This is a genomic window from Chitinophagales bacterium (genome assembly GCA_013816805.1).
Classification (GTDB): domain Bacteria; phylum Bacteroidota; class Bacteroidia; order Chitinophagales; family UBA10324; genus MGR-bin340.
The window spans coordinates 206588-230812 of sequence record JACDDS010000005.1; the positions used below are offsets into that span (position 1 = coordinate 206588).

Annotated in this window: 22 protein-coding genes and 1 pseudogene; 8 read left to right on the forward strand and 15 right to left on the reverse strand. The window is 39.2% G+C overall.

Annotated features, from left to right (window positions below; translation table 11 throughout):
- Positions 1-2: 2 nt before the first annotated feature.
- From H0W62_06005 to H0W62_06040, 8 genes are all read right to left on the reverse strand, one after another.
- On the reverse strand, positions 3-1469 hold the full coding sequence (locus H0W62_06005) for a UDP-N-acetylmuramoyl-L-alanyl-D-glutamate--2,6-diaminopimelate ligase (GenBank protein ID MBA3648092.1): 1467 nt from the start codon (positions 1467-1469) through the stop codon (positions 3-5).
- Positions 1466-3568 (reverse strand): transpeptidase family protein, encoded by a 2103-nt coding sequence (locus tag H0W62_06010; GenBank protein ID MBA3648093.1) that lies wholly within the window; start codon positions 3566-3568, stop codon positions 1466-1468. The genes H0W62_06005 and H0W62_06010 overlap by 4 nt, the downstream gene beginning before the upstream one ends.
- A gap of 1 nt (position 3569) precedes the next feature.
- On the reverse strand, positions 3570-3965 hold the full coding sequence (locus H0W62_06015; protein MBA3648094.1) for a hypothetical protein: 396 nt from the start codon (positions 3963-3965) through the stop codon (positions 3570-3572).
- A 36-nt stretch (positions 3966-4001) separates the two neighbouring features.
- Positions 4002-4895 carry a 16S rRNA (cytosine(1402)-N(4))-methyltransferase RsmH gene (gene rsmH, locus H0W62_06020; GenBank protein MBA3648095.1) on the reverse strand — a complete coding sequence of 298 codons (894 nt, stop codon included), beginning with the start codon at positions 4893-4895 and terminating at the stop codon, positions 4002-4004.
- An 11-nt stretch (positions 4896-4906) separates the two neighbouring features.
- A complete protein-coding gene (mraZ, locus tag H0W62_06025; protein MBA3648096.1) occupies positions 4907-5374 on the reverse strand; it encodes a division/cell wall cluster transcriptional repressor MraZ in 468 nt (155 codons plus the stop codon).
- A 181-nt stretch (positions 5375-5555) separates the two neighbouring features.
- Positions 5556-6074: a shikimate kinase gene (locus H0W62_06030; GenBank protein ID MBA3648097.1), complete on the reverse strand. Its 519-nt coding sequence runs from the start codon at positions 6072-6074 to the stop codon at positions 5556-5558.
- 139 nt (positions 6075-6213) lie between these two features.
- On the reverse strand, positions 6214-7407 hold the full coding sequence (locus H0W62_06035; GenBank protein ID MBA3648098.1) for a DoxX family protein: 1194 nt from the start codon (positions 7405-7407) through the stop codon (positions 6214-6216).
- Positions 7408-7446: 39 nt separating this feature from the next.
- On the reverse strand, positions 7447-7998 hold the full coding sequence (locus H0W62_06040) for a DUF1599 domain-containing protein (protein MBA3648099.1): 552 nt from the start codon (positions 7996-7998) through the stop codon (positions 7447-7449).
- Positions 7999-8095: 97 nt separating this feature from the next.
- Here H0W62_06040 and folP point away from each other — a divergent pair, with 97 nt between their 5' ends.
- Together folP and H0W62_06050 are read left to right on the forward strand one after the other, a co-directional pair.
- Positions 8096-8962: a dihydropteroate synthase gene (gene folP / locus H0W62_06045; protein MBA3648100.1), complete on the forward strand. Its 867-nt coding sequence runs from the start codon at positions 8096-8098 to the stop codon at positions 8960-8962.
- Entirely contained in the window at positions 8949-9746 is a 798-nt protein-coding gene (locus tag H0W62_06050) for a TIGR00159 family protein (protein MBA3648101.1), read from the forward strand. The genes folP and H0W62_06050 overlap by 14 nt, the downstream gene beginning before the upstream one ends.
- 5 nt (positions 9747-9751) lie before the next feature.
- On the opposite strand, the gene H0W62_06055 is transcribed toward H0W62_06050, so the two are convergent.
- Complete coding sequence (locus tag H0W62_06055; protein ID MBA3648102.1) at positions 9752-10291, reverse strand: tetratricopeptide repeat protein; 540 nt, start codon at positions 10289-10291, stop codon at positions 9752-9754.
- A 181-nt stretch (positions 10292-10472) separates the two neighbouring features.
- Here H0W62_06055 and H0W62_06060 point away from each other — a divergent pair, with 181 nt between their 5' ends.
- Positions 10473-11666: a hypothetical protein gene (locus H0W62_06060; GenBank protein ID MBA3648103.1), complete on the forward strand. Its 1194-nt coding sequence runs from the start codon at positions 10473-10475 to the stop codon at positions 11664-11666.
- A gap of 303 nt (positions 11667-11969) precedes the next feature.
- Here H0W62_06060 and H0W62_06065 read toward each other — a convergent pair whose 3' ends face one another.
- From H0W62_06065 to H0W62_06085, 5 genes and pseudogenes are all read right to left on the reverse strand, one after another.
- Positions 11970-12338: a T9SS type A sorting domain-containing protein gene (locus tag H0W62_06065; GenBank protein ID MBA3648104.1), complete on the reverse strand. Its 369-nt coding sequence runs from the start codon at positions 12336-12338 to the stop codon at positions 11970-11972.
- Positions 12339-12343: 5 nt separating this feature from the next.
- A complete protein-coding gene (locus H0W62_06070; protein ID MBA3648105.1) occupies positions 12344-13288 on the reverse strand; it encodes a hypothetical protein in 945 nt (314 codons plus the stop codon).
- Between the two features lie 72 nt (positions 13289-13360).
- Positions 13361-13561 (reverse strand): annotated as a pseudogene (locus tag H0W62_06075) (helix-turn-helix domain-containing protein).
- Between the two features lie 197 nt (positions 13562-13758).
- Complete coding sequence (locus H0W62_06080; protein MBA3648106.1) at positions 13759-15984, reverse strand: sulfatase-like hydrolase/transferase; 2226 nt, start codon at positions 15982-15984, stop codon at positions 13759-13761.
- 245 nt (positions 15985-16229) lie between these two features.
- Positions 16230-18452 carry a sulfatase-like hydrolase/transferase gene (locus H0W62_06085; protein MBA3648107.1) on the reverse strand — a complete coding sequence of 741 codons (2223 nt, stop codon included), beginning with the start codon at positions 18450-18452 and terminating at the stop codon, positions 16230-16232.
- 333 nt (positions 18453-18785) lie between these two features.
- Here H0W62_06085 and H0W62_06090 point away from each other — a divergent pair, with 333 nt between their 5' ends.
- The 5 genes from H0W62_06090 to H0W62_06110 all read left to right on the forward strand — a co-directional run bounded on the left by H0W62_06090 (position 18786) and on the right by H0W62_06110 (position 23260).
- The gene (locus tag H0W62_06090) at positions 18786-19742 is read left to right on the forward strand and encodes an ROK family protein (protein ID MBA3648108.1); all 957 of its coding nucleotides are present in this window, start codon (positions 18786-18788) and stop codon (positions 19740-19742) included.
- A 76-nt stretch (positions 19743-19818) separates the two neighbouring features.
- Positions 19819-20766, forward strand: coding sequence for a PD40 domain-containing protein (locus tag H0W62_06095; protein ID MBA3648109.1), 948 nt, complete (start codon positions 19819-19821; stop codon positions 20764-20766).
- Between the two features lie 43 nt (positions 20767-20809).
- Positions 20810-21337 (forward strand): isopentenyl-diphosphate Delta-isomerase, encoded by a 528-nt coding sequence (idi, locus tag H0W62_06100; GenBank protein MBA3648110.1) that lies wholly within the window; start codon positions 20810-20812, stop codon positions 21335-21337.
- A 33-nt stretch (positions 21338-21370) separates the two neighbouring features.
- Positions 21371-22672, forward strand: a complete 1302-nt coding sequence (locus H0W62_06105) for an amidohydrolase (GenBank protein MBA3648111.1) — start codon at positions 21371-21373, stop codon at positions 22670-22672.
- 324 nt (positions 22673-22996) lie between these two features.
- Positions 22997-23260, forward strand: a complete 264-nt coding sequence (locus H0W62_06110) for a hypothetical protein (protein ID MBA3648112.1) — start codon at positions 22997-22999, stop codon at positions 23258-23260.
- Positions 23261-23601: 341 nt separating this feature from the next.
- Here H0W62_06110 and H0W62_06115 read toward each other — a convergent pair whose 3' ends face one another.
- Positions 23602-24165 (reverse strand): hypothetical protein, encoded by a 564-nt coding sequence (locus H0W62_06115; protein MBA3648113.1) that lies wholly within the window; start codon positions 24163-24165, stop codon positions 23602-23604.
- Positions 24166-24225: the final 60 nt, after the last annotated feature.

Below are 24225 nucleotides of genomic sequence, written 5' to 3' on the forward strand. Positions count from 1 at the left end.
TTCTATTTGCCCATTTGTTTAAATGATTCCCTTAGCACCTGCTTATCATCAAATGGATATTTTACACCCATAATCTCCTGATACTTTTCATGACCTTTTCCCGCCAGCAATATGATGTCACCCTTTTTTGCAAGGGATATTGCGGTTCTGATAGCCTCTTTCCTATCAGAAATTGCAAGCACTTTTCCTATTTTTTGAGGTATAATCCCACTCTTCATCTGGTCCAGAATAACATGCGGATCTTCTCCCCGGGGATTATCGGAAGTAAGAATTATCTGATCACTTAATTCACTTGCTACCTTCGCCATTGCAGGGCGTTTTGTTACATCACGGTTGCCTCCACAACCCACCACCGTGATCACCTGCTCATTTCCGGTTCGTATATTTTTGATTGTGATCAATACTTTTTCGAGCGCATCCGGGGTGTGCGCATAATCCACAATTGCCATGATCTTATTCGCCTCACTTAAAACATAATCAAAACGTCCCTCAGCGGGTTGCAGCTTGCTTATTACTGTTAGCACCGGAATTTTTTCCTCTCCAAGCAGTTTACTGGTTCCGTAAATAGCCAGGAGGTTATATGCATTAAAATTCCCTACAAGAGGTGTATAAACTTCTTCCCCTTCAATCTGAAGAACCATTCCATGAAAAGATGTTTCCAGAATGCGTGCATGAAAATCTGCAGGTGAGTTCAGAGCGTAGGTATATATTGTCGCTTTCGAATTTTGAACCATCACATTCGCGCGCTTGTCATCGGAATTTATTAACGCAAAGGCCTGCGGAGATAAGGCATCAAAAAGTTTCTTTTTAGCTTCCAGATACTCAGGAAACGTTTTGTGATAATCAAGATGATCGTGGGAAAGATTTGTGTAAACAGCCCCCGTAAATTTTAAACCCGCCACACGATTTTGATGAATAGCATGTGAGCTGGCTTCCATAAAACAATGGGTGCAACCGTTTTTAACCATGCGGTGCATCAATTCACTTATTTGAATTGCATCAGGAGTAGTATGGGTTGCAGGAATTATTTCCTCTGCAATCCGGTTTTCCACTGTAGAAAGCAACCCGCATTTATAATGCAATCCTGAATAGAGGTGATATAGCAATGTTGCTATGGTCGTTTTTCCATTCGTTCCTGTTATGGCAATAACCTTAAGTTTCCCGGAGGGGTTCTCATAAAAATTTTCAGCGATAATGGCCAGTGCTAATGAACTATTCTGAACTTTTATATAGGTAATTCCCGGCCTCGTCTTTTCAGGAATAATTTCAGAAACTATTGCCACAGCTCCCATATCAATTGCTGACTCAATGAATTGATGGCCATCTGCAGCCACTCCTCTTGCAGCAATAAATAAGGATCCATTATTTATCTTCCTGGAATCGAAGCTTATGGCATTCACATCAATATCAGTTGGGCCTGCTACGGTTTGAAGCCGTACTTTATATAATATGTCAGAAAGCTTTTTCAATCATTAAGAGTTATCGTAATCTCTTTTCCTTTTTCTGCCAATGTTCCCGGGTTCAAACTTTGAGTGTATACTGCACCAGTTCCGTTTATATTCACATGCAGTCCGCAGTTTTCGAGTAGGTATATAGCATCGCGCAAACCCATACCACGTACATCCGGAACCTGAGGCGTTGAGCGTATTTTATTTTTACTAATGAGTGCATCCATATTAACAGAAGCTTCAAATAAATCTCCTTTACCGGGACCAGCGCTGCCTGATAAACCTATAGATTGAGACACCTGCTGAATATCTGTTTGAAATCCTGCTTTCACGGCCGGTGTACCCGTAGTAATTGGAATGTTCCTTATCCCTGGATTTATATCAAGATCTGTTGCGTATATTTTATCAGATAATTCTTTAAACACCGGGGCTGCAACCAACGCTCCATAATAAATACCTTTTGATGGAGCATTTACAACCACTATACAGGAGTATAAAGGATGATCAGCCGGAAAGTATCCTACAAAAGAGGACTGGTAGATTCTTTGATGATATCCATGCTTGTCATCTGCTATTTGTGCGGTTCCTGTTTTTCCGGCTATAGAATAATCAATGGTTTTTATGTTCCTGGCGGTTCCGCTATCGACCACAGACTGCAGCAAAATTCTAAGAGAATTTAATGTATTATCCGAACAAATTTTTTGGTTAATTACCTGGGGTTCGAATGATTTAACCGGTTGCCCGTATTCCTGAATTTGCTGTACCAGGTAGGGTTTCATCATAATACCCTTATTCGCTACCGCATTATAAAGTGTGAGCAGCTGCAATGGAGATACTTTCAGCTCATAACCAACTGACATCCAGGGGAGCGAATACCGGGTAAATGTTTTGTCTTCAGTATTTTTAATGTAGGGTTGCTGTTCGCCGGGAATTTCAATGTTAAGCTTTTTGTTCAGACCCAGATCCCTCAGATGCTGTAAGTACTTTTCAGGGTTGCCATTATAATACTGATATACCAATTTTGAAATTCCCACATTCGAGGAATGTTCGAAGGCAGATTCAATCGTGACCCGCCGCAGGTTATGGTGCTCTGCATCACGCATTGTCTGGTTCCAGTATTGATGAATGCCTGACTCCAGGTCTACGGTATCCTTAATATTTATGTATCCATCTTCCAGCAGCGCAATCATAGATGCAAGCTTGAAGGTGGACCCGGGTTCATGGCTTTCACCTACCGCATAATTATAATCTTCAATATAGTATCCGTTACTTTCACGCCCGAGATTTGCAATAGCCTTTATGGCACCCGTTTTTACTTCCATCACTACGGCACAGCCATGGTCGGCATTATTGGCTATTAAAGTGCGTTCTAATGCCTTTTCAGCTGCATCCTGCAAATCGACATCAAGGGTTGTAATTACATCTTTTCCATTTTGAGGATCAATCTCATTTTCATCATTAATAGGTATAAATTGCCCTCCTGAAACTTTTTGCACCAGCCGTTTTCCGTAAACGCCGGTAAGATCCCCATTAAAAGTTCCCTCCAGGCCTACTGGTTTAACCGATACATCACGCATATATCCAATGGTCCGGTTTGCCAACTCCTTAAGAGGGTATTCACGCTTACTTTGTTGTACCGTAATCAATCCACCTTTAAACTGTCCCAATCTAAAAATCGGAAACGATCTGAGCGATTGTAACTGATTATACTTCACCGATCTTTTGAGAAGGAAATACCGGTCGCCCCTGGAGCGTGCGGACACCAACTGTTTTTTATATTCCAAATACGATTTATCCCCGAACAATTTCGAGAGACATAGAGATAGCGAATCGATGTTTTTCCTGAAAATATCTTTGCTTAATCCATCCGCCTTTAAATCCATTCTAATGTCAAAAGCAGGCAATGATGTAGCCAGCAGGCGTCCATCTGCGGAATAAATATTTCCCCGTTCTGCCAGCACAGGCAAATATTTAGTGGTAACACTGTCTGCAAGGGCACGGTAATATTTACCTGCAACGTTCTGTATATAGAATACCTTCCACAAAATTGCAGCACTTAATAACAGGAGGCAGAAATAGGAAAGCCCAATCCGCCATGATATATCCCGCTTGGTTCCCATATTACGGAAGCACGATTTTTGCCGGTTGTTTATTTAATTCCTTCAATCCACTGCGCGCTGCTACTTTTGCTACCTCTGATTTTTTGCTCACAAATTCCAGTTCTGATTGAGAGGTCATATAATTCCATCGCAGTTCATTCATATCAGTTTCCATTTTGTTCAATTGCAAAATATTTTTTTCAGAATAATGTGCATTCCCGATGTAAAGCATTCCCAGAAAAGAGATAAAAAATACAAATGGCAGTGTACGTATTATCGTCTTATGGTGTACGAAGCGACTAAAGTCAAGCGATTCATATAGCCAGTTCCTTTTAGAGAATACCGTCTTTTTTTCTTTTGGTGTGGGTATTGGTTCTTCTACCGTGATTGGTTTTCTCTGATTACTTACAGCTGCCATAGTTTATTTTTAATAGATTAGAAAAAAGTAATCGTATTATATTTTTTCTGCAATTCTTAATCTCGCGCTTCTAGATCTGGGGTTTCTTATTAATTCCTCCTTGCCGGGAGTTATTGGCTTTTTGTTTAGTGGCTCAAAATATTTTTTTATGGTTCCGAAATCATCTTTCTCCAGTTCGCCCTCCGTATTCCCCGTACGAATAAAATTTTTTACAATCCTGTCTTCCAGGGAATGATAAGAGATTACTGCCAGTCTCCCACCGGATTTCAAAACATTTTTAGATCCCATGAGCATTGCCTTCAATGCTTCCAGTTCGCCATTTACTGCAATACGTAAAGCCTGGAACAGCTGGGATAGATACCTGTGGGAATTACCCCTGATACCTGATTGAATTGATTCCATTAAATCTTCGATGGTATTTATTTCCCTTTGATTGCGGGCTGATACAATTATTTGCGCCAAAGTTTTTGCATTGCGCAATTCTCCGTATTCACTAAAAATTTTTTGCAGCTGATTTTCATCATAGGAGTTAATAATAGCAGCTGCTGAAATTTTATTCCGCTTGTCCATACGCATATCCAGAGGACCTCCGAAACGGTGTGAAAACCCTCTTGCCGATGTATCTATCTGGAAAGACGAAACCCCCAGATCGGCAATCAGTCCATCTATACTTTGTACATTATTTACCCTTAGCATATTTTTCAGGTACCGGAAATTCTGATGAATCAATATCAGCCGATTATCATTTATTGTATTTTTAATTGCATCTTCATCCTGATCGAACGCAAACACTTTACCGTTGTCCAGTCTGTTCAAAACTGATTTGGTGTGTCCTCCGCCACCAAAGGTGACATCAACATAAATTCCATCTGACTGCACATTCAAACCGTCTATGCACTCTTTCAATAGCACAGGTTCATGATACAACATACTTTGTAACACTACTTTGCAACCGTTATTAATCTTCCCATTACTTCTTCTGCCAGCTTAACAAAATCACGCGGCTCTTCATCCATCTGTCTGTGATATAATTGTTCACTCCATACTTCTATGCGGTTTGCATAGCCTAAAAGCAGTATATCCTTTTTTATATCAGCATATTCACATAATGATCTTGGCAACAGCATTCGGCTCGTGCCATCCAGCTCAACTTCAGTGGCGCCGCGAAAAAAATACCTGGCGAAATCACGATTGTTTTTAACATACAAATTGAGGCGATTAACTTCTGCACTGATATCCTGCCAGTCATGAAATGCGTACATGGCCAAACACTTTTCAAAGCCACGGTGGATAATGAACCTGTTTTTTGCTTTCGCCGGAACCTGCTTCTTTAATCCACCCGGGAAAAGAAACCGTCCCTTATCATCAAGGGTACAGGGAAATTCGCCCAGGAAGCGGGTTTGAGCCATTAAATAGATTAAGTGATTTCAAAAGTAAAAATATTTTTACACTTTCTACCACTTTTTACCACTTGTGGATAAAAATAAGTTTAATTGTCATTTAACTTATACTCTGGAATATGAAATGGCAAATCGTTACGAGTAGTTACAAAGGCTTTTTCCGCATGAAGAGCAAATGATCAGACCTACGCTAAACATCTGTTGCCCCATTAAGATGGGAACTATCTGATATAGTATTCCGGATTGCCTGTGCTAAAAGAGGTGCTGCAATGTTATCAGCAGCTACAATAAGTTTAGCTTGCATATAAAATGGTTCGCGCTCGGATAATTTGAAAATTATATAATCCAGCAAGGTTTCATCTTTATAACTTTCCAGTAGTGGCCTATGAGATCTTTCAAGCGATAAACGGTGCTTGAGGACGGTTGGGGAAACATTCAGATAAACAGTGATACCATGTTTATTCATCCAGTGAATACCATCCTGAAAGCATGGCGTTCCGCCACCTGTAGCAATCACTGCGTTTGAAAAATTACTCAAGGATTTAAGAGTGGCCGATTCTATCTCCCTGAAATAATCCTCACCTTTTAAGGAAAATATATTAGTAACAGAGGTATTCTCCTTTTTTTCAATCAGCTCATCCAGATCTATAAAGGTTCGCTGCATTAAATCTGCCAGCTCCTTTCCCAGGGTACTTTTTCCGGAAGCCATAAATCCTATGAGAAATATCCGCGAAGCTGTATTTAAAAGCGCATGAAATTGCATCGTTATAAGAGATGAGTATTTCCAGATTCAATCGGTCCGCAAACAAACATTAAGTGTCCTTCAATAATCAACCATCCCTTCAGTATTACCTGGTTAAATATTTAATATTTACTTCTTCAAATGCAGGGATATCGTTATAATGCCATTGTGCGAGAACCACAGGACCTTTTAGAAGAATCAATCCGGGATTAGAGCGGATAATGGTTTTTAATACGGTGCCGTCTGCATAGTAAAAGGGAAACGCTGCATTTAAATTATGCCTGATAGGATCAAGAATATTATAAGGTGTAGCCGTCAGCCCGGTAAATGGAATATTATGCTGCTCGCAGGAAGATGAAAGCTTTTCAATCTTTGCAAATGATTTTTTATTTGCAGTTTCCATATCATAAGCTACTATCCAGAAATGGTAATTCGGTTGATCCAGCACCTGCGATGTAACATCATTGTTATCATTATCCCAGACATGAAAGTCGGTAATTGCAGGTTTATCTCCCTTAACAATAATTTCACTGTTGCTGCTTACAAAATCATGGTTATTCATCCATACGGAATCCTGCCATGGTAAAGGTTGTAACCCTTTTGCTTTCAACATTGCATCATCCCCGCTTCCGGATGCCATTACATACTTTTCCTGCTTTCCGGATGATTTGTCTTTGTATGTTAAAATAGTTACGTACTGATCAGGCTTTTTGCCCGGGGGCAAGGTCATTTGCTGCCGAATATTGTTCCCGGCTTTGTAAGCTCTGAAATCTATCAAAGGCAAGTGGCGATAGCAGTACAGCGTAAAGAATATTCCGACTGCAATAGTGAGTCCTGCGATAATATTACCCGGCATATTTCCAAATACCGGTATTATTGTTTTCCTCGAAAGAAACAGCAAAATTACCAATATCAGCAAAATCACATCTTTCCAGAATGTTTCAGAATTAGTAAGCTTAATAGCATCTCCAAAGCAGCCACAGTCTGTAATTTTTCCTGTGATGTACGAATATGCTGTAAGAAACGTAAAGAATATTATCAGGATCAGCATCAGCCACATCGTAAAATTCATCCGGATTCCAAAGATGAGCAAGGCACCCAAAATCATTTCAAGGGTGCTCATGATCATTGATAGATAAATCGCAATGCCATTTAAAAATTCGAAGTGGAATACCTCGAAATATTCCTGAAGCTTATAAGAAAATCCAAGCGGATCGTCGGCCTTTACAAATCCCGAAAAAATAAAAAGCAATCCAACGGAAATACGAAGAATCCATAGAATGATTTTCGATGCTTTCATAAAAGTTTCATCTCATGTAATATTGTTCGAATTTCTACCTTATTGTGAAGCGTGTTCCCTGATTTTAATAAGCGCAAAAATAGCGTAATTGATTATATCAAAAAGGTTTGCATCAATACCTTCCGAAGCCAGTGTTACACCTTCATTTTGCGAAATTTTGCGGATTCGCAAAACACGCATCATAATTAAATCTGTGAAAGAAGATAAAAGCATATTACGCCATGCCTCTCCGTAATCGTGATTTTTTGCAAGCATCAATTTTTTTGCCTCAGCAATTTTTTCATCATACCATTTTATAAGCTGACTATGATTTATCTCTTCCTCTATTTGTGCTCCAATCTGCAGGCGAATCAATGCAATCACCGAATAATTCACAATCCCTATAAATTCACTGTCCATTTCTTCATCAATTTTTTTTTCTGCCAGGTGGTCAATAGTCCGTATCCGCTGCGCTTTAATAAATATCTGGTCTGCCAGTGATGCAAGCCGAAGAACCCTCCAGGACGTGCCGTAGTCATTGGATTTCTTTTCAAATACATTTCTACACTGCTCTATCGCCGCATCAAACTGCCGGCTGGTTTCACTTTCCAAGATTTACGGATATTTTTGAAGAACATTGCATTGCTGAGGAAGCAGAAGTAAATTCTGACATTCTAAATATTTGGCGCGGATTTAAAACTAAAAAATAATGGTTGCGAAAAATACAATCTTTTCACCTAAAACCACGCTCAATTGTAATGGGAAGTTACTTGATATTTCATCACCCAAAATAATGGGAATCATTAACGTAACTCCTGACTCATTTTATGATGGAGGATTTATAAACAATGAAAAAGAATTATTGCTGCTTTCCGAAAAGATGTTAAATGAAGGTGCTTCTATTCTTGATATAGGAGGAATTTCTACACGGCCAGGGGCAGATTCAATTAGTATAGAAGAGGAATTAAATCGTGTTATTTCATCAATTTCTCTTATTAAAAAACAATTCCCGGGGGTGATCATTTCTATTGATACCTACCGGTCAAAAGTGGCTGAGGAAGCAATCATCCATGGCGCTTCAATGGTTAACGATATTTCTGCGGGCTCATTTGATGCAAACCTTTTTGAGACAGTAGCCCGCTATAAAGTTCCTTATATACTCATGCACATGCAGGGAACTCCGCAGAGCATGCAGGAACAGCCGCATTATGAAGATGTAGTGATGGAGGTCTTTGAATTTTTTAAGCAAAAGATTTTTGAGCTAAATACGTTGGGCGTATATGATTTGCTTATTGACCCCGGCTTTGGGTTTGGAAAAACGATAGCTCATAATTATCAGTTACTTAAACAGCTCTCTGTATTCCATGTTTTTGGTTATCCCATTCTTGCAGGGCTTTCAAGAAAATCTATGATTTGTAAAGTTTTGAAAGTTGATCCGCCGAAAGCACTTCCTGGAACCATTGTATTAAACACCATAGCACTTCTGCATGGTGCTACTATCTTAAGAGTGCATGATGTGAGGGAAGCGAAAGAAACTATTAAATTGATTGAAGCTATGAATAATGATGGTGTTTAAAATCTTTACTTATGAAATTGGAATAATAGAAGTCATTGATTTGATTTTTGTTCTTATTCTATTGTATCAGTTGTACCGTCTTGTAAAAGGCACATTGGGCATTAATATCTTTTTTGGAATGCTCATAATTTACTTCGCCTATATAGTTGCACGAATATTGAAACTGGAAGTGTTGTCGGGTATTTTGGGCCAGTTTGTGAATGCCGGTGTTATCGCTTTATTGATTGTTTTCCAGCCGGAAGTCAGAAGGTTTCTGCTTCAGATCGGGAAGGCAGGTGTAAGCGACCGGGGTAACTTATTTGATTTATTCAGAAAGCGAAACCAAAAACGTTCGCAGCAGCAGGAACAGGATATAATGGAGATTAATAATGCTGTACAACATTTTTCCGACACTAAAACGGGTGCATTACTGGTTTTCTTTTCTGCCTTCAAATTGCACGATCTAAATAATGCGGGAGTTAAAATTAACGGTGATATATCAGCAAAGCTCCTGGAAAGTATTTTTGTAAAAACCAGTCCACTGCATGATGGAGCCGTTATTATTTCGAGAAATAAAATTGTTTTCGCAGGAACAGTTTTACCACTTTCAGAAAGTGCCGATGTTCCGGGACGTGCAGGTCTTCGTCACCGGGCAGCCATCGGAATTACAGAACATACGGATGCAATCGCTTTGATAGTATCAGAAGAAACAGGATATATTTCCTATACCATAGATGGAAAAATAAAGACAAATATATCTGAGGACGAGATGCGCGCAATAATACGGGAGGCTGTAAAAGAATGAACTGATCAAACAGGCCTAACGGTTGAATCCTGCTTTGATTTTTCCTGTATTTCTTTTAAAATCTCATCTGGAGTTTTACCCAAATTTTGAATTTCCAATTGTACATCCCTTGTTACTTTCGGATTGATGTTTGAATACTTACTAAGATATAGCTGATATTTTTCTTTTGCTTTATTAAGGTTGTTTAAAACATTGGCGTATAAAAATCCCTGTAAAAAAACCGCATTAGGTGCTTCTTTTGAACTGGGGTATTTTTGATATACCTGCTCCAGTGTTGTTAGAGATTTGGCGAAGCTGCGTTGTTTTTCATAAATTACTGCCAGCTGGAAAAGATATTTGGATGCGAGTGAATCCTTTGAATAGAATTGTACAAACCGATTAATCGATTCCTCCGTTTTTTGAGTTCTGGCTGAATCGATGGTACCGTTCTCTAAATATTTATTTACTGAATCTATAGAAGCATTGATCTGAACCACCTCTTTTTCTCTCGCCCGTTCACAGCTTATAAAAAGACTTAATACCAATAAAAATAAAAACGTGCGCATTCTTTTTATTGCAAACCTAATTCAATATAAAATAAACTCAAAAGGCAGTTCGCATTGTAATTACGTAAACAGTTAATTTGCCTTCATAAATTTAAACAAGGTGAAATTTTTTTTGTCTTTATTACTACTGTGCCTTTCAGCTTATGGATCAGCGCAAAACAGCTGTTTCAGATTTGCCACCATGGAAGATATCATTATAGATTCATCTAAGAAGGTTGTTTGCAAATCCTGTAACCTGTACCAGACTTATGTTCCGGATACCCTTCATCCCGAATTAACGCCTGAACGCGTGGTCCGTATAAATGTTCATGTAATTCAGGATGCAAAAGGAAAACAAAATTTTTCAGAGGATGAGGGCCGCCTATGGGTAAAGCAGATGGTTGACAACGCTAATGGACGATTGTCTAAAAATCAAAAAATGAATTTACCTGCTGGTAATACCACGGCTGTTTTGCCTGTTCCCTATCGTTATCAGATTACAGGTGAGCCCGGATCAACAGGTGATGATGGAATCTATTTTCATCGTGACGATACTCTTTTTTCAATGAATAAAAAAGGAAAATATAATGTGTACATACCATATCAATATGAAAAATACGGCATTCAGAAAGGGCATGTAATCAACATTTTTTTAATTGAGCATGACCCTGACAGTTTAAAAAGCCATACCTACCGCGCTACTAATGATGGAATTGGAACCGGCCCATGGGCTAAAATTGTCGGCAGCTACTATCTGTGGAAACATCCGAGCGGAGTAAATGCACAGGGTGATTCTATACGTTTTGACTTCTGGAACGCTGCGGCCCTGTTAAACCATGAATTGGGTCATTGCCTGGGTTTATCCCATACCTGGAACAATAATGATGGCTGCGATGACACACCTCTGAACCCGGGATGCTGGAACTTTGGCAATCCTCCATGCGATCATGTTTCAAATAATGTAATGGATTATAATGCTTACCAGAATTCTTTTACTCCCTGCCAATTAGGTAAGGAATGCTATAATTTTTCAAAGGATGGTACACAGCGCAACATGCTCGTACAGGATTGGTGTCACTATGATTCCTCCAGGACTATTACTATCAAAGCTAATGACAGCGTAGAATGGAAAAAATCTATTGATCTTTTTGGAGATCTTATACTCTTAAGAGGATCCACTTTAATTATGCATTGCCCGGTATCTATGCCTCCCGGATCCAAAATAATTTTACAAGGTAAATCGAAGCTGATTTTAGATGACTGTCAGCTTACCTCGCGATGTCCTGATAGCAGGTGGAGTGGGATTATTTTCCCAAAGAGGAAAAAAAATCAACCAATAATAATTTTAAAAAATGGATCAACTATTGAAAAAGCTGAACACTATTCAACTCAATAATTTGTAATCACTACTATTTAATCTGACAGACAGTGGACTTTTTTTGTTGGATGTGGAAAACGCGAACAGCGTTTACCACATCATAATAATAGTAAAAAATCATGATGAAGATTTTTCAAATTGTTTTTATCCAGCTCCTTATCTGTTGCAAGAGTTTTACTATCGATAAAAATTAGCAATGGTGTTTTGCCAAAGCAGTATCTGCCACTGTGTGGTCGCTGAGTGTTATAAAACTTTATGTACTACTGCCCAAATGATCAACGTTCTATTAAGTTTTTTGAATCAATAAGCGCAAAGGGAGAATTATTCTAGAATCATTTTTTGAATTCCATAAAGTGTTCCCTGTTCAACAGTTACCAGGTACATCCCCTTTGATAAATTACTCACATCCATTTCACGGGTAAAAGATTTACCGGTTTTACTAAACGATTGCTCATATACTTTTTCACCAAGCATATCTGTTAACGAAATCTTCAACATATTCTCATTCGCATTTGCCAATTGAATGATTACATGTTCTGTTGCAGGGTTCGGATACAAAATGAGAGATGCCTGCGAATTCGAGATTGCATTAATTCCAACAGGATCACCTGCATACTTATAAAGTCCCTTTGAGGGATCTCCTCCATTGAATCCCCCTGCCCATCCAGTCGTGGTGTTTAAAAAACTCAAACAAATCATTGAATTGTGTCCATTTCGATCCACGTAGTTCCGTGGTCCGTACTATATGAAGAACCGGGTTCATCATCGAAATAGAAGAGCAAGTTCCACTCGCAGGTAATAATCGTATTTGTTTCAGGTATAGCTTCAGCAGAAAAGCCACGAGGATTGCCTGTGTAACTTGCACTGTTCCACGTGAGCCCGCCGTCTGCAGTTATCTTAAATTCATCGATATCAATGGCTATGCCATTATTTTCATCCGTAAAAGCGATATCCCAAACTAAGCTCATCCCTGTAATGGCGGCAGTCCATGTATAACCTTTGTCTGTGGATTTATACACTCTTCCCAATTGTGTACCAAACCAAATTGTATTGCCGGTAACCCAGTAATCTTCACTAATTCCAACCTCACCGCTAAGAGAAGGAGAAATGTTAACTTCAGGAACACGCACCCAGTTATCTCCGCCATCAATAGTTGTATAAATTTCAAAATAACCACCATTGGGATCACCCATACAGAACCCGCTGTCAGTCGAAAACATATGTACAACATTGGGAAAACCTGAGGGCGCTGCAAATTTGGCTGTTGTTTGATGTTCCCACGTTATCCCCCCATCAGCAGTGTGAAAGATTCCTCCCCCACCAGTGATAGAATACATGGCAACCCATGCTTCATCTGCGCTAATAGCTGAAATATTGGAAAATGAATGGTTCGCTGCATCGGGATTGGTTATTGTTCCTGCGATCCAATTAGTACCATCTAAAGTGCGCGTAAAGTCAAGCGTTTCCACATACGAATAAAAATCTTCACTATTCGCGACCGCCCATGCTGTAGAAGCATCAATTGCTTCTATATCCTGAATCCTGAGATCAGCGGTGAAACCTGTTCCAACTTCAATCCATTGGGCCTTAAGAAAATAGGGGAGCGGGAGGATGAGAATGAAAAGTAAAATCTTTTTCATAAAACGAGAGTTTTTTTAAAAAAAAATATTAAATTAATTATTTTATAGATAGTTGATCAGCAAAATCCTATTTACACGGTTTTTAACAATAGGTTTACTGCGGCTGATCTCCTGAAGGGCGGCTTCTCCTCCGCTATCGTACAGTTGCTTTAGCCGGTAGAAACTATCACGGCTATAACCCATTACTTTGCAAGCTTCTGATACGTTACCTAGCTTTTGGCCTAACTTGATGAGTCCTAATTTGCTTTTTACTAACTTGGTTTCAGTTTTCATTTCTGACAGTTTTGGGGTTAATTAATGTTTTTAGTAAACTCTAAATTAATCCCTGCCTGTCAGATTAAATTGTGGCTTTTACAAATAATTAATACCTAAAGCTATTGATTAAATTTCTGGTGACTTCAACCGGCGTTTGTACAGGTGAATGGAATAAAAATAACCTTTCATCTCAAGAATAAATTCCCCTGCAATAATTATTTAATAACATGAAATGCCTGGCTAATAATGCTGTCATTATCCTTTATCGACACAAAGTATTCTCCTCCGTTTTTTATCTTTTTACAGTCCAAATTATATTCAAAACTGCCTCCTAAGCAGGGAACTGTTGCAGTGAATATCAGCTGGCCTAATGCATTTACTATCCTCAGATCAGCAGTGGTTGTTTTATAGTTGCTGAAGTTTCCGCTAATATTTACAGTTGTAAAAGCTGGGTTTGGACTGACTATAATTTGGTCGTCCTCAGCTTCCCTTTCATTAATTAGTTTTGACATTTCAATATTCGATAAATCACAGGAAATTAAAGTTTCCTTAATGGTATCTCCATATTGAGTGCGAAGCTGTGCCATCTGATCCCGGTATTGCTGAATCACTGTTTGAAGTTCGCTTTTTTTGATAAGATTGATGAGCTCCAAAGAATCATTCCGAATATCAAAGAATTCTTCAGTTATCTGATTGCATCCATATTTAACGTACTTATACTGGCTGTCACGAACACTCCGAATCCAGGGCATGGTGGGGAAATTTGCAGTTGAATAAAGGTATTCATACATCACATTATTTCTTGATAATTCACCTGTGGCAAGCTTTCTCAAGGAAATTCCATCAAAGTGAAAAGTATCCTCAATGCCTGCCGCTTCCAGGATGGTAGGAGCAACATCAATGTTTAGAGAAACCTTATCATTAACAACGGTAGAGTCGCCAAACCATACAGGATAACGCACCCAAAGTGGAGTACGAATTGATTCTTCATAAGGAAAAATCTTTTGATTTAATCCATGTTCTCCAATAATACGGCCATTATCACTGGTTATAATAATTAGCGTATTGTCAAGAATACCCTTTGCCTCCAATGTTTCCCTGATTCGTTTAACACTGCTGTCCACACCTGCTACGCATTGGTAATAGTGACGGGTTGTTGCATCAACCGAATCTTGCCGCAAAAAAAATACCTCGGGCAAAACATACAGAAACGACGGGTAATTTATAGTATACCGGTCCAGATTTCCTTTAACAGGCATCACATCATTTTCAAAAGAATTGGCGTATTGTGTCTGGGGCTGAATTGGATCGTGTGGAGCATTATAAGCAACCCACAAAAAGAAATTACCGGCAGTTCTGTTAATTACTGCAACGGCAGAATCAGTGATAACATCTGTGCTATGTCCTGAAATCTTTTTAGATATACCATTACAATTAAAGGTTTTGTTAAAATAGCTGCCCCCGGAAGTAGTAGCAAGCCAATAATCCCATCCTTCAACCGGGTTCATGGACATGTGGTATTTACCCACCATAGCAGTATAGTAACCCTGCTGGCTTAAAATAATGGGAAGTGTTGGAATTCCCACATCAATGTCATCCTGCAGATCTATTGCACCATGATGGTGAGGATAAAGGCCGGTTAGAAGCGAGGATCTGGCAGGAACGCATAATGAGCAGGTAACATAATTATCTTCAAAAGCAGCGCCCTCGTGGCAAATGCGATCTATAGACGGTGTATGAAAAAAAGAAGGAGCATGCTGACAACTATATGTATTAATTCGTGCATCATCCATTAACAGTACAATAATATTAGGCTTGGACGGCGTCTGATTACTGCATGGAGTTGTGGTGAAAGTATCCGTTTTTGTCCAGTTCCCCGCAGTATCCACACATCCACAAACCTGATAATTGTAAGTGGAATCTGATAGCAACGGTTGCAGATTAACCTGCATTGCACTACCACACACAATATAGTTCCAGGTAACTGTATTATTTATTTTATACCGCACCTGGAAATTACCGGAAGGGCAACCCTGCCAGGAAATTTGAGCACTCGCAGAATCAACACTAATCACCAATACATTTTCCGGTAAGGAACAGGAGGACGTAATGATTTTTTTTGCAGCATATTTACTTTTTTGATTAGATGGATATTTTGCGGCTACTTTTAATGTATATCCTTTAGATGCATCTAATCCTGTAAAAGTATAGAAGGTATTTAATGCTACATCTACAGGTGGCGATTGGGTTAAACCATCCGGCTTGTATCGTACCTCATAACCAATAGCAGTAGGTTGGGGACTCCAACTTAGCTTACCCGAACAACTTTTGATGTTGGATACGCTTAGGTTGGTTGGCTTGGGTGTCTGTGCATGTACTTCAGAGGTAATATATAAAAAGTAAATGCAACAAATAATAATGGATTGATGATGGGATTTCATGGAGGTATAATATTTATAGGATAATTGTGTTTTTCAATATTTAAAGTAACTCGACCCCAAAAGGAGAATTACAAATAATCGATAGAGCAGGTCTTTTATAATACGAAGAGCCAATTAACATATACGAACAAGTAAATATTAGCTCCTGACATGCTGATAAATCTGCTCTATGTGCAAGCAGGAATTTACATGATAAATCCTTTTACTTTTTTTTATAAGAATGATCCTGAATAAATATATTTCAGCTACTTAATGACATCAAAGGGTTGGCTTAGAACTCCGGAATTACCTTGTACTCTTATAAAATATTGTCCTGTTGCATTCAGGTTTCTACAATCAAAGTCGAGATTGAATTTTCCACCATGGCAAGGGATTTGGGACGAATAAACCAACCGTCCGGATACATTCATTATTTGCAGTTGCGCAGTATTTTCTTCAATGTCGTTAAAACTACCACTTATAGTAACGTTTGTAATTGCTGGATTTGGCGTTACCATTACGTCTTCCCCTTCTGAAATGGGCTCATTCATAAGCCTGGAAATCTGAGTGTTTGAAAGTTCACAGGATATTAAGGTTTCTGTATGGGTGTCACCGCATTGTGAGCGAAGCTGTGAAAGCTGATCTCGGTAATTTTGAATGAGCGATTGTTTATCATTTTCATTAATCAGGTTGGTAAGCTCTAACGGATCATTTTGAATATCAAAAAACTCTTCAGCTGTATTATTGCAGCCATACTTTACATATTTATATTGGCTATCACGAATGCCTCTCATCCACGGCATGCCCGGATAGTCTGATGTAGAATACAAATACTCGTACATCATATTGTTTCTGAAAGACTCGCCATTTGCAAGTTTTCTTAAGGAGGTACCATCGAAATGAAATGTATCATCAATACCAGCAGCTTCCAATATGGTTGGAGCTACATCAATATTCATTGAGAACTGATCAATAACGGTAGAATCTGAAAACCATCGTGGATACCGAATCCAGATGGGTACCCGGATGGATTCTTCATAAGGGAAAATTTTCTCATTCAATCCATGCTCCCCGATCAGTCGTCCATTGTCACTTGTTAATATAATAATGGTATTATCCAGGATACCCTTTTTTTCGAGTGTTTCCGTAATCCTCTTAATACTGCTGTCTATTCCCAATATGCATTGATAATAGTGGCGTGTGGTGGCGTCTACCGAATCCTGCTTTAGGTAAAAAGCATTGGGTTCATTATAAAGAAATGATGGATAATTCTTGTTGTACCTGTCGAGGTTTCCGGCTATAGGCATTGCATTTGTCTTAAAGGAATTACTATATTCTACAGGAGGCTGCAGAGGGTCGTGCGGTGCATTGTAAGCAACCCATAAGAAGATATTTCCAGCGGCACGATTGATTATGGCTACGGCTGTGTCTGTTATCACATTCGTACTATGGTCACCATCATTGGGGGTACCAATTTGGATGGTTTGTCCGTTCAGGTTATATTTTTTATCAAAATAGGTTCCAGCTGCAGTAGTGGCCAGCCAGTAATCCCATCCTGGCACAGGATCCATTGACATGTGATATTTTCCAACCATAGCTGTATAGTAACCTGCATCATTCAAAATCACAGGTAGAGTAGGAAGACCTGCATTAATCTGACCCTCCAGATCTATGGCACCGTGATGATGAGGATAGAGACCTGTAAGTAAGGAAGCTCTGCCTGGAACACACAGCGAGCAGGCTACAAAGTTATTTTCAAATTGTGCTCCTTCATGGCAGATGCGGTCAATAGCAGGAGTATATAAGAACGAGGGTCCATTTTGGCAACTATAAGTATTGATCCGGGCATCATCCATTAACAACACTAAAACATTAGGCCTGTCGGCAAGTCTGAAAGTGTCTTTCCTTGTCCAATTTCCCTTAGTTTCTGTACCGGAACATATTTGGTAGACATAGTCAGCATTAGTCTGTAAGGCTTCTAATGTCAAATGCATTTGGCTGCCGGTAAATATGGATATCCACTTTGATGAAATAATATTTCTGTACCTGACCTGGAAATTTTCCGAAGGGCAACCTTCCCAGGTAATCTGCACATTTGTAGGACTTATATTTTTTGCTGAAGGGTTTTCAGGTAATGAGGATGTTGCGGTTATACCACTAAGAGTGGCATAGTCGCTTTTACCATTGGTGTAAACCGCAGCTACTTTTAAGGTATATGTTTTATTAGCCTCTAACCCCGAATAAGTATAACTTGTATTCAATCCAATATTTAGGGGTGCCGATTGAAGCCCCCCATCCGGCTTATACCGTACGGTGTATGAAATAACCTTTTCCTGAGCACTCCATGTTAATGTTAATGAACAGCTTTTGACGTCAGATAATTGAAGGTTTACCGGTGTCGGAAATTTTTGCTGAGCTTTTATACTTGTAAAGCCGGGATAAATGCAGCATGTGATTACAAGAAAGAAATAATAAGAATAGCGTTTCATAATGTTTGTTTATGTACAGTTCAGATAACAGAACCGTATGTTCATATTTCTTGAAATCTATATTTAATTCAAGTAGTTATCATGATTTAAAAGTATGCGGAGAGCCTGCTGGTATTCAATAATTATCTATAGAACAAAATATATGGAGTATCAATAGCCTATATTAGTATATGAAAAGAAAAAACTCAGAACACTTGCTATAATCAGCGTCAGGTAAAGAAGTGAATTAAATTTTATCAGTAGAAGATTTACTATGCGTGATGCTTTCCTTCTTGTAAAACAGGAAAACCGTCGAACTTTATTTTTGTTATTTTCACCACTTAACAAAAACATATGAATGATCGGATTGTGGCAGGCATTGACATTGGCGGGACCAATACAAAATACGGGCTCGTAAATGAATATGGAAAAATCCTCATGAATGGCAGCATTCATACTGCGGAATACCAGGAACCCCAAGAATTTGCAGCGGAACTATGTAAGCTTATCCGCAATGCAGCCGCTAAGATCAATAATGGTATTCACGGCATTGGTATTGGATCTCCGAATGGCAATTATTATACGGGTATGGTAGAGCTTGCACCAAACCTGCCGTGGAAAGGCATGATTCCGCTGGCCAAATACTTTATGGATGAAATAAACCTGCCGGTTGTTCTTACCAATGATGCAAAAGCTGCAGCGCTTGGTGAAATGGTATTTGGCGGTGCACGGAACATGAAGCATTTTATTTTTATTACCCTTGGCACAGGTCTGGGAAGTGGTATTGTTTGCAATGGCTCAATGGTTTATGGCCATGATGGATTTGCCGGCGAAATGGGACATACCATTGTAAAAGAAGGCAGCAACAGGTTATGTGGCTGCGGCCGATATGGTTGCCTGGAACAATATGCTTCTGCAAGTGGCATCCGAATATCATACATGAAATTTTTGGCTGAAAAGGGAATGCAGGCACCTGTTGAACCTGATAAAATAGATTCACAATATATTTTTAAACGTGCCCAGGAAAACGACAAGGAAGCCTTAGCTGCCTTTCATTATACAGGTCATATTTTAGGGCTTGCTATTGCAAATGCCGTCACCTATTTTAGTCCTGAAGCCATCTTTCTGTTCGGAGGATTGACCCGTGCCGGCGATTTTATTTTTAAACCGACCATCGAAAGTTTTGAAAAGAATCTGTTAAAAATTTATGCGGGGAAAACTAAGATACTGCCCTCTTCTTTACAGGAAAGTGATGCCGCCATTCTTGGCGCAGCTTCATTGATATGGAATGAGTTGAAAAAATTTTCTTAAAACATATTCCAGTTTCATTAATTCTTAGAGCTTTATGAATAACTGTGGAAGGCTAAAAAGCTTATTAGAATTCTTAATGTTTTTCATTTTTGCCTGTTTAAATAGTGATGCGCAGCAATTGTTTTCCTATTCTGTTAAAGAACCTGTCAGAAAGCCAAAAATATTTGCAGAAGGCATCATTTCAACAGGTGATTATGAAACACACCCGGCCTTTTCTCCCTCAGGTGATACCCTTTATTTTTTAAAGGGCTTACCAGATGCATCTCTGTTTGCCATCTGCTTCTCTTATTACCGCAATGGAAAATGGTCAACTCCCGAAATTGCTCCTTTTTCCGGCCACTATGTAGATGTGGATCCATTCATAACGAAAGATGGGAACACGATGTATTTTGCTTCCAATCGCCCTGTTAGCCCAAAGGATACAGTAAGGCCTGATTGGGATATATGGAAAGTAAGCCGTAATTCTTCAGGATGGAACAATCCTTCTCATCTTGATAGCACTATCAACAGCGCGCAGAGCGAATATTTTCCCACCTTGGCAGATAATGGCAACCTTTATTTTGGCTCAGGAAAAAAAAACGGAAAAGGAATGGCGGACATCTATGTCTCCAAGTTTGTTAATAATGCTTATTTATATCCCGAAAACTTAGGTGATTCAATCAATACACCCGATAATGAATACGAGCCTTTTATTGCACCGGATGAAAGTTATCTGATCTTTATGGCTACACGACCCAACGGTTTGGCTAATGCAGATTTTTACATAAGCTATTATGTTAACGGGGTATGGAGCAAAGCAGAAAAAATTGCTGCTCCTGTAAATTCCGATGCAATAGAATGGGGCGGTAAAATTACCAGGGATGGAAAATACTTTTTCTTTGGCAGCAATCGCAGTAATATAAGCGTTGCGATGCCACAACAGGAAAACATGGTTCAGTTTGAGAAAATAATACAAAGTGCCGGTAACAGTCTGGGCGATATTTACCAGGTAGATGCCTCAGAAGTATTATCAAAAAAGAAGTAGCGCAGTGGTTGATCAATTTTCTTTTTGATCTGATTTATTAAGCATGACGGAAAAACCTGAATATGTAATATTGGTTGATGCAACCGGAAAAAAGACCGGCATTGAGGAAAAGTTAACGGCCCATCAAAAAGGATTACTTCACCGTGCCTTCAGCATCTTTATCTTCAATCACAATAAGGAAATACTGTTGCAAAGAAGGGCGTATAGCAAATATCACTTTGCAGGTCTTTGGACGAATGCCTGCTGCAGCCATCCAGGACCAGGTGAAAAAATTTTACATGCAGCCATAAGACGATTAAACGAGGAACTGGGAATTGCTGCTTCACTTCAAATAAAGGAACATATAACCTATTCTTTCACTGATGAGAAAAGCGGACTAATTGAAAATGAATTTGACTACCTGTTAACCGGAACTTATAATGGTAGGGTCGCTTTTAATAAAGAAGAAGTGGAGTCAATTGAATGGGTGTCTGTTCCTGTATTGCAAAAAAGAATAAACGAAACCCCACAGCATTTTACTCCCTGGTTTTTAATGGCGATGGAAAAGGCTGATCTGATATTTTCAGACTGATAATAGCTTAGCTTTTTATCTAAATAAACTCTCATGCAAAAAATCCTGGCTCTTGTTGTTTTAATATTTCTTCTGAATGCTACCTATACAGGTGCTCAATCGATTGATGCCGCCATTAACCAAAAATCAGAAAATGTTTTGCCAAAGGTGATTGAATGGAGACGCTATTTTCATGAACACCCTGAATTATCCAACCGTGAATTTCAAACTTCCGCTTATGTGGCCGCCTATTTGAAAACTTTAGGATTGGAAGTGAGAATGGGTATTGCAAAAACAGGAGTTGTCGCAATTTTAAAGGGCGGAAAGCCAGGACCGGTTATCGCTTTACGAGCTGACATGGATGCTTTGCCGCTTACAGAGCGTACTAATGTAACCTTTGCATCGCATGTTACTTCGGAATTCAACGGTGCCCAGGTAGGTGTAATGCATGCATGCGGCCATGATTCACACCTTGCGATGCTTATGGGTACTGCAACCGTATTATCTGATATGAAGAAGGACGTGCAGGGAACCATCGTTTTTCTTTTTCAGCCTGCTGAAGAAGGTGCGCCTGGTAACGAAGAAGGCGGTGCAGCATTAATGGTTAAAGAAGGGGCGCTCGATAACCCAAAAGTTGAGGCAGTATTTGGTTTACACATTAAATCTAATATCGAGATCGGAACTATCAACTACCGCAGCGGTGCATTCATGGCGTCAAGTGACTGGTTTACCATAAAAGTAACCGGTAAGGGTGCGCATGGATCACAACCCTGGAATGGCATTGATCCCATAGTGGTTGCATCGCAGATCATAGAGGGGTTGCAAACGATTGTAAGCAGGCAGGAAAATATTGCAAAGGCTCCTGTGGTAATTACAATAGGAAAAATAGAAGGAGGCGTTCGTAATAATATTATTCCTGAAACGGTAACGATGGACGGCACCATTCGCACGCTCGATACCGCAATGCAGCAGCAAGTGCATAGAAAGATCATTCAAACTGCAACTAAAATTGCAGAAGCCTCGGGTGCTTTAGCTGAAGTAACTATCACTACTAAAACTTTGGTGACTTACAATGACCAGCATCTGGTTAAAATGATGGAACCCAGCCTCGAAAAGGCTATTGGAAAAGACCACGTTGTTACTGCCGACTGGACTACAGAGGCTGAGGATTTTTCTTATTACAGCACTAAGGCACCTTCTTTCTTTTTCTTTGTTGGTGGTATGCCAAAAGGTGCAGATCCAAAAGATGCGCCCGGTCATCATACGGCTGCTTTTTACATCGACGACAGCCGCCTCGACGTAGGGGTAAAAGCCTTTTGTCATCTTGCCTTTGATTATCCGGAGCGGAAAAAATAAATGGCGAAAAGTAGTAGTAAAGGAAACTACTGGAGATACTATCTTTGAAATAATAATTTTACATTTTTAATGGAATTGCCATCCCAGGATAAGCGAGATAGGAATGAAAGAAAGTATAAACAATGGAATGACTTAAAGGATGGTTCGAGAATATATCACGTAGAGTATATGGTCGGAATGAGTGGTTTGCAGTATATATTAAAATTGTTGATGCGAATGAAACGGCTGTAAAATTCTATCAGGAAATTTATGATGAATCAGGAAAGTTAATCCGGTTACATGAAAAGTATCCTATAGATAAAGGACATCAAAAACTTAATAACAATGATCACTAAAGAAATGGTAAGTCAAAAAATTTATGACTACCTCAATCATTCAATCCCGGTTGAACAGCTGGTTACCTGGGCTGAAGATGCTATGATTGAAGAAGAGGTGAAAGAAAGTGACGCGGATATTATAAGCGAAGTAATTGCACGGCTAGGTGTTGCTGACGTCCAAAATTTTGGATTACTCTGGGAAGATTGCGAACAATTGTTAAGCCAGCTAGGTTATCAAATCCGTTTCAATTTAGAAAAGGTAATTAGCTAATTCTCCCGCAGCTTTCTATAGTATGCACTCAAACAAAATAAGCTGCTGGATTCCCATCAATCTTTTAATAAGTTTCCGCGCAGCTTCACTCCATGGAGGATATGCGCAAGCGGAGGAAGCTGCGTTTATCAGTCAATCTTAACTTATACCACATCCTGATAGTGAGTTAACAAAATCAGCGGTTTGCTATCTATTTCCCCTAGCTTCACTTTCCATAGTATGCACGCAAACACAATAAGCTGCTGGATTCCCATCAATCTTTAAATAAGTTTCCGCGCAGCTTCACTCCATGGAGGATATGCGCAAGCGGAGGAAGCTGCGTGCATCAATCAATCTTAATATTATACCACATCCTGGTAGTGAGTTAACAAAATCAGTGGTCTGCTATTCAGTTCATAATATCCTGCGGAAGAATGAATATAGTTCACAAAATCATCTGCGAGCTGCCATTTTTTAGATACAGGATTGTGATGCATATAATATAATTTCTGTAGAATTATATCGTTAGAATAACATCGTTTAATATCTGAAGACGTCTCAAAAACTTTATGGTGTTTTCCTTTCAGCCGTTCTATTTCACTCACTCCTTTTTGTAACGCTGACAAAAGATTATTCCTTTTTTCTTTTTCTAGCCTCTTGATAATTTCATATGCCATAAAGCGCTTTCCCTCTTTAATCACAGTATTTAACAAAGGTGAATTTGCAGGAATATATATAAGAAAGTGGAGATGATTCGGCATGATGACATAACCGCAAATTTTATTGCCGGCTTTTATAAGACGGTTAAACCAGGAATAAATGAAATCGTAAAGATTTGTATTTTCAAAAAGTGGCAGCCAGTTAAGACAGGTAAATGTTATGAAGAATACTGAGTTTGTTTCATAATGATTTGTTCGAGTGGACATGTTACAAATCCTAAATCTAATTAATTACCCCGCAGCTTCCTCTCTTTATAGTATAGGCTT

Excerpts from the sequence above, each read along its gene's own strand:
- H0W62_06115 (MBA3648113.1), bottom strand. The coding sequence starts at position 24,165 with ATGTCCACTCGAACAAATCATTATGAAACAAACTCAGTATTCTTCATA.
- mraZ (MBA3648096.1), bottom strand. The coding sequence starts at position 5,374 with ATGGCTCAAACCCGCTTCCTGGGCGAATTTCCCTGTACCCTTGATGAT.
- H0W62_06015 (MBA3648094.1), bottom strand. The coding sequence starts at position 3,965 with ATGGCAGCTGTAAGTAATCAGAGAAAACCAATCACGGTAGAAGAACCA.
- H0W62_06085 (MBA3648107.1), bottom strand. The coding sequence starts at position 18,452 with ATGAAACGCTATTCTTATTATTTCTTTCTTGTAATCACATGCTGCATT.
- rsmH (MBA3648095.1), bottom strand. The coding sequence starts at position 4,895 with ATGTTGTATCATGAACCTGTGCTATTGAAAGAGTGCATAGACGGTTTG.
- H0W62_06060 (MBA3648103.1), top strand. The coding sequence starts at position 10,473 with ATGGAAGATATCATTATAGATTCATCTAAGAAGGTTGTTTGCAAATCC.
- H0W62_06110 (MBA3648112.1), top strand. The coding sequence starts at position 22,997 with ATGATCACTAAAGAAATGGTAAGTCAAAAAATTTATGACTACCTCAAT.
- H0W62_06105 (MBA3648111.1), top strand. The coding sequence starts at position 21,371 with ATGCAAAAAATCCTGGCTCTTGTTGTTTTAATATTTCTTCTGAATGCT.
- H0W62_06055 (MBA3648102.1), bottom strand. The coding sequence starts at position 10,291 with ATGCGCACGTTTTTATTTTTATTGGTATTAAGTCTTTTTATAAGCTGT.
- H0W62_06010 (MBA3648093.1), bottom strand. The coding sequence starts at position 3,568 with ATGGGAACCAAGCGGGATATATCATGGCGGATTGGGCTTTCCTATTTC.
- H0W62_06070 (MBA3648105.1), bottom strand. The coding sequence starts at position 13,288 with ATGAAAAAGATTTTACTTTTCATTCTCATCCTCCCGCTCCCCTATTTT.
- idi (MBA3648110.1), top strand. The coding sequence starts at position 20,810 with ATGACGGAAAAACCTGAATATGTAATATTGGTTGATGCAACCGGAAAA.
- H0W62_06030 (MBA3648097.1), bottom strand. The coding sequence starts at position 6,074 with ATGGCTTCCGGAAAAAGTACCCTGGGAAAGGAGCTGGCAGATTTAATG.
- folP (MBA3648100.1), top strand. The coding sequence starts at position 8,096 with ATGGTTGCGAAAAATACAATCTTTTCACCTAAAACCACGCTCAATTGT.
- H0W62_06050 (MBA3648101.1), top strand. The coding sequence starts at position 8,949 with ATGATGGTGTTTAAAATCTTTACTTATGAAATTGGAATAATAGAAGTC.
- H0W62_06095 (MBA3648109.1), top strand. The coding sequence starts at position 19,819 with ATGTTTTTCATTTTTGCCTGTTTAAATAGTGATGCGCAGCAATTGTTT.
- H0W62_06035 (MBA3648098.1), bottom strand. The coding sequence starts at position 7,407 with ATGAAAGCATCGAAAATCATTCTATGGATTCTTCGTATTTCCGTTGGA.
- H0W62_06080 (MBA3648106.1), bottom strand. The coding sequence starts at position 15,984 with ATGAAATCCCATCATCAATCCATTATTATTTGTTGCATTTACTTTTTA.
- H0W62_06090 (MBA3648108.1), top strand. The coding sequence starts at position 18,786 with ATGAATGATCGGATTGTGGCAGGCATTGACATTGGCGGGACCAATACA.